The sequence below is a fragment of the Burkholderia diffusa genome, from assembly GCF_902499115.1.
Taxonomy (GTDB): Bacteria; Pseudomonadota; Gammaproteobacteria; order Burkholderiales; family Burkholderiaceae; genus Burkholderia; species Burkholderia diffusa.
Genome location: NZ_CABVPN010000040.1, coordinates 37689 through 46769 on the forward strand (window position 1 = coordinate 37689; position 9081 = coordinate 46769).

5 protein-coding genes and 2 tRNA genes are annotated in these 9081 nt (G+C 62.6%); all 7 read left to right on the forward strand.

Going from position 1 to position 9081, the window contains the following annotated elements; translation table 11 throughout:
- Nucleotides 1–272 precede the first annotated feature (272 nt).
- Complete coding sequence (gene tig / locus BTE28158_RS30215) at nucleotides 273–1619, forward strand: trigger factor (RefSeq protein ID WP_124622543.1); 1347 nt, start codon at nucleotides 273–275, stop codon at nucleotides 1617–1619.
- 140 nt (nucleotides 1620–1759) lie between these two features.
- Complete coding sequence (clpP, locus tag BTE28158_RS30220) at nucleotides 1760–2413, forward strand: ATP-dependent Clp endopeptidase proteolytic subunit ClpP (RefSeq protein WP_006496351.1); 654 nt, start codon at nucleotides 1760–1762, stop codon at nucleotides 2411–2413.
- Between the two features lie 164 nt (nucleotides 2414–2577).
- Nucleotides 2578–3849, forward strand: a complete 1272-nt coding sequence (clpX, locus tag BTE28158_RS30225; protein WP_006754177.1) for an ATP-dependent Clp protease ATP-binding subunit ClpX — start codon at nucleotides 2578–2580, stop codon at nucleotides 3847–3849.
- Between the two features lie 197 nt (nucleotides 3850–4046).
- A complete protein-coding gene (lon, locus tag BTE28158_RS30230) occupies nucleotides 4047–6470 on the forward strand; it encodes an endopeptidase La (RefSeq protein ID WP_059604136.1) in 2424 nt (807 codons plus the stop codon).
- Nucleotides 6471–6680: 210 nt separating this feature from the next.
- A tRNA-Val gene (locus tag BTE28158_RS30235) sits at nucleotides 6681–6756 on the forward strand.
- Between the two features lie 23 nt (nucleotides 6757–6779).
- Nucleotides 6780–6856: transfer RNA gene (locus BTE28158_RS30240), tRNA-Asp, on the forward strand.
- 137 nt (nucleotides 6857–6993) lie between these two features.
- Nucleotides 6994–8928, forward strand: coding sequence for a SurA N-terminal domain-containing protein (locus BTE28158_RS30245; RefSeq protein ID WP_151051789.1), 1935 nt, complete (start codon nucleotides 6994–6996; stop codon nucleotides 8926–8928).
- Nucleotides 8929–9081 lie beyond the last annotated feature (153 nt).

Below are 9081 nucleotides of genomic sequence, written 5' to 3' on the forward strand. Positions count from 1 at the left end.
CGATCCGCGCGCATTGCCGTCGACGGAAGCGGACGGCGCGACCGGTCTGCATCGTTGTCGTGCCGTTCTGGCGGTACGAGGAAAATTGTTTGCTAGAATAGTCGATTCTTCCGGCCAAAGCCGTGCTCCGAGCCGCTTGCGCTAGCCATCCGGCGCGTGCAGGGATGGCGTGGCGCTCCGGCGCGGCGTGTGCATGCGATGCACCTCACGCCGCAGGCAGGCACGGCAAGGAAAACCCGATTCGCTCGAATAATTTTAGGACGATTGAAGCCATGGCTAACGTTGTTGAGAACCTCGGCAAGCTTGAACGCCGCGTGACGATTTCCCTGCCGAAGGACACCGTGCAGAAGGAAATCGACGCCCGTATCCAGAAACTCGCGAAGAACGTTCGCATGCCGGGTTTCCGCCCGGGCAAGGTGCCGCTCAAGATGGTCGCACAGCAGTACTCGGGCCAGGTCGAGGCGGAAGTGCTGAGCGACAAGATCGGCCAGGAATTCTTCACGATCAGCCGTGCGGAAAACCTGCGCGTGGCCGGCCAGCCGAGCTTCGAGCCGAAGCAGGAGCAGGCTGAGGATGCATACGCGTTCGACGCGACGTTCGAGGTTTACCCGGAAGTGAAGATCGGCGATCTGGCGACGGCTGAAGTCGAACGCTCGACGACGTCGATCGGCGACGCCGAAATCGACCGCACGCTGGATATCCTGCGCAAGCAGCGCGTGCACTTCCACGCTCGCGGCGAAGCCGGCGAGCACGGTGACGGCGGTGCGGACACCGCAGCGAAGAACGGCGACCGCGTGACGGTCGACTTCGTCGGCAAGATCGACGACGTCGCGTTCCAGGGCGGCACGGCCGAAGACTTCCCGTTCGTGCTCGGCGAAGGCCGCATGCTGCCGGAATTCGAAACGGCGGCGCTGGGCCTGAAGGTCGGCGAACAGCGTACGTTCGATCTGAAGTTCCCGGACGACTACCACGGCAAGGACGTGGCGGGCAAGACGGCGCAATTCACGGTCACGATGAAGAAGATCGAGTGGCCGCACATGCCGGAAATCGACGGCGAATTCGCGAAGTCGCTCGGCATCGAAGACGGCGACCTGACGAAGATGCGCGCCGAAATCAAGGAAAACCTCGAGCGCGAAGCGAAGCGTCGCACGCAAGCCATCGTCAAGAACCAGGTGATGGACGCGCTGCTGAAGATTTCCGAACTCGACGTGCCGAAGGCGCTGATCGAGCAGGACCAGCAACGCCTCGTCGAAATGGCTCGCCAGGATCTGGCGCAGCGCGGCGTGCCGAACGCGAAGGACGCACCGATCCCGGCCGAGATGTTCGCCGAGCAGGCAGAGCGTCGCGTGAAGCTGGGCCTCGTGCTGGCCGAGCTCGTGAAGTCGAACGGCCTCGAAGCGAAGCCGGAGCAGATCCGCGCGGAAGTCGACGAGTTCGCGAAGAGCTACGAAGACCCGAAGGAAGTGGTCCGCTGGTATTATTCGAACCAGCAGCGCCTCGCCGAGATGGAAGCGTTCGTCGTTGAAAGCAACGTCGTCGACTTCGTGCTGGGCAAGGCAAAGGTGACGGACAAGGAAGTGAGCTTCGAGGCACTCGCGAGCGCATCGGCGCAAGCGTAAGTGTCGCTCTAGCGGCGTGCCGGCTGTCGGAGCGACGGCCCGCACGCCGTTTCTACGTCAAGCGCACGGTTGCCATTAATATGGCGATTGAGCGGGCGGCTTCCCTCCGTTCAATTTTCCATTCGAACAAGGCTTATTGAATGATCACTCGCGCTGAATTGCTGGACATGCTTGCGTCGAACGCGCCGCAGGGTTTCGAGGCGCAAGCGCTGGGGCTGGTGCCGATCGTCGTCGAAACGAGCGGCCGCGGCGAGCGTTCGTACGATATCTATTCGCGTCTCCTGAAGGAGCGCCTGGTGTTCATGGTCGGCGAAGTGAACGACCAGACCGCCAACCTCGTGGTCGCGCAATTGCTGTTCCTCGAGAGCGAGAATCCCGACAAGGACATCAGCCTCTACATCAACAGCCCGGGCGGCTCGGTATCGGCCGGCATGGCGATCTACGACACGATGCAGTTCATCAAGCCGGACGTGTCGACCCTCTGCATGGGCCTCGCGGCCAGCATGGGCGCGTTCCTGCTCGCGTCGGGCGCGAAGGGCAAGCGTTTCGCGCTGCCGAACTCGCGCGTGATGATTCACCAGCCGCTCGGCGGCGCGCGCGGCCAGGCGTCCGACATCGAGATCCAGGCACGCGAAATCCTCTACCTGAAGGAGCGGCTGAATAACCTGCTCGCGCAGCATACGGGCCAGGACGTCGAGCGCATCGCCCGCGACACCGACCGTGATAACTTCATGTCGAGCGAAGATGCCAAGGCGTACGGGCTGATCGATCAGGTGCTGCTGAAGCGCCCGTGAGCTTAAGTAGGGTGCCGCCCCGATTCGGTCGGTGCCCCCGCAATGTCCCGAGTGCCCTGAGCATCTGCGGCAAGCGCATCCAGCCGGCTCCGGTCGCGCCCTAGGCGCGGCGTCCGGAGCATTCGGCGTATCATGTCATTTACCTGTCCGGAGGCTCTACATTCATGGCGGACAAAAAAGGTTCGAACAGCGAGAAGCTGTTGTATTGTTCGTTTTGCGGCAAGAGCCAGCATGAGGTGAAGAAACTCATCGCGGGCCCGTCGGTATTCATCTGCGATGAATGCATCGACCTCTGCAACGAGATCATTCGCGACGAGGCGGCTGCCGCCGGCGTCGAGGCCAGCCTGTCCCGGTCGGATCTGCCGAGCCCGCAGGAAATTCGCGACATCCTCGATCAGTACGTGATCGGCCAGGAGCGCGCGAAGAAGATCCTCGCGGTGGCCGTCTACAACCACTACAAGCGCCTGAAGCACCTCGACAAGAAGGACGATGTCGAGCTGTCGAAGAGCAACATCCTGCTGATCGGCCCGACGGGCTCCGGCAAGACGCTGCTCGCGCAGACGCTCGCGCGGTTGCTGAACGTGCCGTTCGTGATCGCCGATGCGACGACGCTGACCGAAGCCGGCTACGTCGGCGAGGACGTCGAGAACATCATCCAGAAGCTGTTGCAGAACTGCAACTACGAGGTCGACAAGGCCCAGCGCGGGATCGTCTACATCGACGAAATCGACAAGATCAGCCGCAAGTCGGACAACCCGTCGATCACGCGCGACGTGTCGGGCGAGGGCGTCCAACAGGCACTGCTGAAGCTCGTCGAGGGCACGATGGCGTCGGTGCCGCCGCAGGGCGGCCGCAAGCACCCGAACCAGGATTTCATCCAGGTCGACACGACCAACATCTTGTTCATCTGCGGCGGCGCGTTCGACGGGCTCGAGAAGGTGATCACCGATCGCACCGAAAAGACGGGCATCGGCTTCGGCGCGACGGTCAAGAGCAAGCAGGAACGCGACGCGGGCGAAGTGCTGCGCGAAACGGAACCGGAAGACCTGATCAAATTCGGTCTGATCCCCGAACTGATCGGCCGTCTGCCGGTGGTCGCGACGCTCGGTAAGCTCGACGAAGCCGCGCTGATGAAGATCCTCGTCGAGCCGAAGAATGCGCTCGTCAAGCAGTATCACAAGCTGTTCGCGATGGAGCGCGTCGAGCTGGAAATCCGGCCGGGCGCGCTGCAGGCAGTCGCACGCAAGGCGATCCGCCGCAAGACGGGCGCGCGCGGTTTGCGTTCGATCATCGAACAGGCATTGCTCGACGTGATGTATGAACTGCCGGCGATGAAAGGGGTCAGCAAGGTCATCATCGACGAGAACGTCATCGATGGCGACGGCAAGCCCCTGCTGATCTATGAGGACACGCCGAAGGTGGCGGGTTCGAACTGACCGGCTTGCCGACGATGTTCTGCGAAAAAGGCCGTTCATGAGACCGTGGGCGGCTTTTTTTCGTTTATCTTGTGGGTAACTCTGACTCGACACGCGGTGGTTACTTTCTTACCGAATATTTCCCGCACTTGAAGGCTTGCAATTTGTTGTGGCGGCCTCAATTACCGAACAATTGATTCCACTCATGGGGAAATGAAATGTCAGGCACCCAACTTCTCCCGCCGGAACGCATTACGCTCCCGCTGCTGCCGCTGCGGGATGTCGTCGTTTTCCCGCACATGGTGATTCCGCTCTTCGTGGGCCGGCCGAAATCGATCAAGGCCCTCGAAGCAGCGATGGAAGGCGGCAAGCACATCATGCTCGTCGCCCAGAAGACCGCGGCCAAGGACGAACCGACCGAAAAGGACATGTACGAGGTCGGTTGTATCGCCAACATCCTGCAGATGCTGAAGCTGCCGGACGGCACCGTGAAGGTGCTCGTCGAGGGCCTGCAGCGTGCGAAGGCGTTGTCGATCGAAGAGCAGGAGACGCAGTTCTCCTGTGAAGTCATGCCGCTCGAGCCCGATCACGCCGACAGCGCGGAAACGGAAGCGCTGCGCCGCGCGATCGTGTCGCAGTTCGACCAGTACGTGAAGCTGAACAAGAAGATCCCGCCGGAAATTCTCACGTCGCTGTCGGGCATCGATGAAGCAGGTCGCCTCGCGGACATGATCGCCGAGCGTCTGCCGCTGAAGCTCGACCAGAAGCAGCACATCCTCGAGATGTTCCCGGTCATCGAGCGCCTCGAGCACCTGCTCGCGCAGCTCGAAGCCGAGATCGACATCCTGCAGGTCGAAAAGCGCATCCGCGGGCGCGTGAAGCGCCAGATGGAAAAGAGCCAGCGCGAGTACTACCTGAACGAACAGGTCAAGGCGATCCAGAAGGAACTGGGCGAAGGCGAAGAGGGTGCGGACCTCGAGGAACTCGAGAAGCGCATCAACGCCGCGCGCATGCCGAAGGAAGCGAAGAAGAAGGCCGATGCGGAGCTCAAGAAGCTGAAGCTGATGTCGCCGATGTCGGCGGAAGCGACCGTCGTGCGCAACTACATCGACACGCTGATCGGCCTGCCGTGGCGCAAGAAGAGCAAGGTCAACAACGACCTGTCGAACGCCGAGCAGGTGCTCGACGAGGATCACTTCGGCCTCGAGAAGGTGAAGGAACGCATCCTCGAGTATCTCGCGGTGCAGCAGCGCGTCGACAAGGTGAAGGCGCCGATCCTGTGCCTCGTCGGGCCTCCGGGCGTCGGCAAGACCTCGCTCGGCCAGTCGATCGCTCGCGCGACGAACCGCAAGTTCGTCCGGATGGCGCTCGGCGGCGTGCGTGACGAGGCCGAGATTCGCGGCCACCGCCGCACGTACATCGGCTCGATGCCGGGCAAGATCCTGCAGAGCCTGGCGAAAGTCGGCGTGCGCAATCCGCTCTTCCTGCTCGACGAAGTCGACAAGATGGGCATGGATTTCCGCGGTGATCCGTCGTCGGCGCTGCTCGAAGTGCTCGATCCGGAACAGAACCACACGTTCGCCGATCACTACATCGAAGTCGACTTCGATCTTTCGGACGTGATGTTCGTCGCGACGTCGAACTCGCTGAACATCCCGCCGCCGCTGCTCGACCGGATGGAAGTGATTCGTCTGTCGGGTTACACGGAAGACGAGAAGGTCAGCATCGCGCAGCGTTACCTGCTGCCGAAGCAGAAGAAGAACAACGGCCTGAAGGAAGGCGAGATCGAAGTCGCCGAGCAGGCGATCCGCGACATCATCCGCTACTACACGCGCGAAGCCGGTGTGCGTTCGCTCGAGCGGGAAGTGTCGAAGATCTGCCGCAAGGTCGTGAAGATGCTGTTGCTGAAGAAGGCATCGGGCGCGATCAAGGTCGATGGCGAGAACCTCGATACGTTCCTCGGCGTGCGCAAGTACGACTTCGGCCTCGCGGCGAAGGAAAACCAGGTCGGTCAGGTGACGGGCCTCGCGTGGACGGAAGTTGGCGGCGACCTGCTGACGATCGAAGCCGCGGTGATGCCGGGCAAGGGCAACGTGATCCGCACGGGTTCGCTCGGCGACGTGATGAAGGAGTCGGTCGAGGCTGCACGTTCGGTCGTGCGCTCGCGTTCGCGCCGTCTGGGCATCAAGGACGAAGCGTTCGAGAAGCAGGACATCCACATCCACGTGCCGGAAGGTGCGACGCCGAAGGACGGTCCGTCCGCCGGCGGTGCGATGACGACCGCGCTGGTGTCGGTGCTGACGGGGATCCCCGTGCGTGCCGATGTCGCGATGACGGGCGAGATCACGCTGCGTGGCGAAGTGCTGCCGATCGGCGGGCTGAAGGAAAAGCTGCTGGCTGCGCATCGCGGCGGCATCAAGCTCGTGCTGATCCCGGAAGAGAACGTGAAGGATCTCGCGGACATTCCGGACAACGTGAAGAACGCGATCGAGATCGTGCCGGTCCGCTGGATCGACAAGGTGCTCGAACTCGCGCTCGAGCGTACGCCGACCCCGCTGCCGCCGGAAGAAGAGGCGAAGGCTGCGGCACCGGTCGGCGAGGCGGCGACGGATGCCGGCTCGACGGAAGTCGTCAAGCACTGAAAACCTGAGCGCCGTCCCTGACGGTTGTTCACGAAACCCGCGGCGTGTCCGCGGGTTTTTTTATGTGCGTCGGCATCGTGTGTGTTGAGCAGGGGGGCGTTAAAATTTTTTGCGCACGGGCTTGGCAAAATGATCGGGGATGAATTAAACTTGCGGGCTCGCTGGTTGTTGATGCCGAAACGCAGATCGCAGCCAGAACGAATCGGAAACGGGTGCTTAGCTCAGCTGGTAGAGCGGCGCCCTTACAAGGCGTAGGTCGGGGGTTCGAACCCCTCAGCACCCACCAGTTTCCTGATTCAGCCAGACCAAGGAGCGGTAGTTCAGTCGGTTAGAATACCGGCCTGTCACGCCGGGGGTCGCGGGTTCGAGTCCCGTCCGCTCCGCCAGAAAATGAAAAAGCCCGCCTCGTGCGGGCTTTTTCATTTTGCGTGTCGGTTGCGCCCGTTCGTTGCGCACCTGCTTTTTTCCCGTGCCACCCCGTATGTTGTAATATCGGACGTTTTGTCCAATTTTCCCGTCACGCATGCTCGATTTCTTCCGTAATCACCAGCGCCTGATGATGGCGCTCCTGCTCCTGATCGTGTTGCCGGGGCTGGGTTTCGTCGGGATCCAAGGTTTCCGCGGCTTCTTCGACGACAGCGCGAACGTCGCGGCGGTCAACGGGCACAAGATCACGCGGGTCGAATTCGACGGCGCGTTCCGCCAGCAGATCGACCAGGCGCGCCAGGCGCTCGGCGGGCAGTTCGACATCAAGGCGTTCGACACGCCCGAACATCGCAAGCAAGTGCTCGATGGCCTGATCCAGCAACGCGTGCTGGCCGACGAGACTCAGCGCCTGCACCTGACCGCATCCGACAACGCCGTGCGCGACGCATTGATGAGCGACCCGATGATCGCGTCGCTGAAGAAACCCGACGGTACGATCGACGTCCAGCGCTACGCGCAACTGTTGTCGTTCCAGGGGATGACGCCCGAGCAGTATCAGGAACGCGTGCGTTACAGCCTTGCGCTGCAGCAGATTCCGGCGAGCATCGTGGCGAGCGCATTCACGCCGAAGGGGCCGGCGCAACGGCTGTCGGAACTGGCGGCGCAGCAGCGCGAAGTGCAGGCGCTCGTGCTGAAGACGAGCGACTACGCGGCGAAGGTGCAGCCGACCGACGCGCAGCTCACGGCGTACTACGACGCGCACAAGCAAGGCTTCGCGACGCCGGAAACCGCGACGATCCAGTATCTCGTCTATTCGCCGGCAGCGGCCGCCGCGAGCGCGCAGCCGACCGATGCCGACATCAAGAAGTTCTATGACGACAACCCGACGCACTTCCGCTCGGAAGCGCAGGTGCGCGTGAGCCACATCTTCATCGCCGCGGCGAGCGACGCAAGCGCGGCCGACAAGGCGGCCGCGAAGGCGAAGGCCGAGCAGCTGCTGGCCGACGTGAAGGCGCATCCGGACCAGTTCGCGCAGATCGCGCAGAAGAGCTCGCAGGACGCGCCGTCGGCGGCGAAGGGTGGCGATCTGGGCTTCATCACGCGTGGCTCGACGGCGGGCGGCAAGGCGTTCGACGATGCCGCGTTCGCGCTCAAGCAGGGCGACGTGAGCGGTGTCGTGCAATCGGACCTCGGTTTTCACATCCTGAAGGCGACGGAAGTGAAGCCGTCGGTGGTCAAGCCGTTCGCGGACGTGAAGGACCAGATCGCGGTCGACCTGAAGCAGCAATACGCGGCGAAGGCGTTTTCGGACAACGCGGAAGGCTTCACGTCGACCGTCTATGAAAAGGCAAAGACGCTGCAGCCGGCCGCCGACAAGTACAAGCTGACGATCCAGACGGCCACCGTCACGCCGACGCCGAATCCGCAACTGCCGGCGACGAGCCCGCTGAACAACCCGAAGTTCCTCGCCGCCGTGTTCGCGAACGACTCGGTGAAGAACCAGAACAACACGCAGGCGATCGATGTGGGCAACAACACGCTGATCTCGGCGCGCGTGACCGACTACAAGCCGGCTGCCGTGCCGGCGCTCGACGCGATCAAGGATGCGGTGCGTCAGAAGGTCATCGCCGAGCAGGCCGCGGAACTTGCGAAGAAGGACGGCGCGGCGAAGCTGGCCGAACTGCAGAAGTCGAAGTCGGCCGATGGCTTCACGGCCGCGCAGAAGGTGTCGCGCTCGCAGTCGCAGGGCCTGACGCCGGCGGCGCTGAGCGCAGTCTACAAGATCGATGCGAAGACGCTGCCGGCATACGTCGGTGTCGATCTTGGCGCGGACGGCTACGCGATCTATCGCGTGAATGCGGTGATCCCGGGCACGGCCGTCGATCCGCAGCAACTCGCGGCCGCGCAGCAGCAGATGGCGCAGGTCGAAGCGCAAAGCGAAGGCGAGGCGTATCTCGCCGCACTGCGCGACCGGTCGAAGGTGAAGCTGTACGGCACCACGCAGAGTCAGGCGCAGGACGGCGGCAACTAAGCCGCGATCAAGCGACAACCAAGCGAAGCGCCGTTCACGGTGTCGCGTGCAGCAACAAAAAGCCCCGTTCGAAACGGTAATGCCGTTCAGTTAAGGTTCTTTCTGAGGAACCGGACAGCGTAACGAGTAGGACGGGACTTGACGGCCCGATCG

Bases quoted from the DNA above. Each gene is read 5' to 3' on its own strand.
- lon (WP_059604136.1), top strand. From the start codon at position 4,047: ATGTCAGGCACCCAACTTCTCCCGCCGGAACGCATTACGCTCCCGCTG.
- clpX (WP_006754177.1), top strand. From the start codon at position 2,578: ATGGCGGACAAAAAAGGTTCGAACAGCGAGAAGCTGTTGTATTGTTCG.
- tig (WP_124622543.1), top strand. From the start codon at position 273: ATGGCTAACGTTGTTGAGAACCTCGGCAAGCTTGAACGCCGCGTGACG.
- BTE28158_RS30245 (WP_151051789.1), top strand. From the start codon at position 6,994: ATGCTCGATTTCTTCCGTAATCACCAGCGCCTGATGATGGCGCTCCTG.
- clpP (WP_006496351.1), top strand. From the start codon at position 1,760: ATGATCACTCGCGCTGAATTGCTGGACATGCTTGCGTCGAACGCGCCG.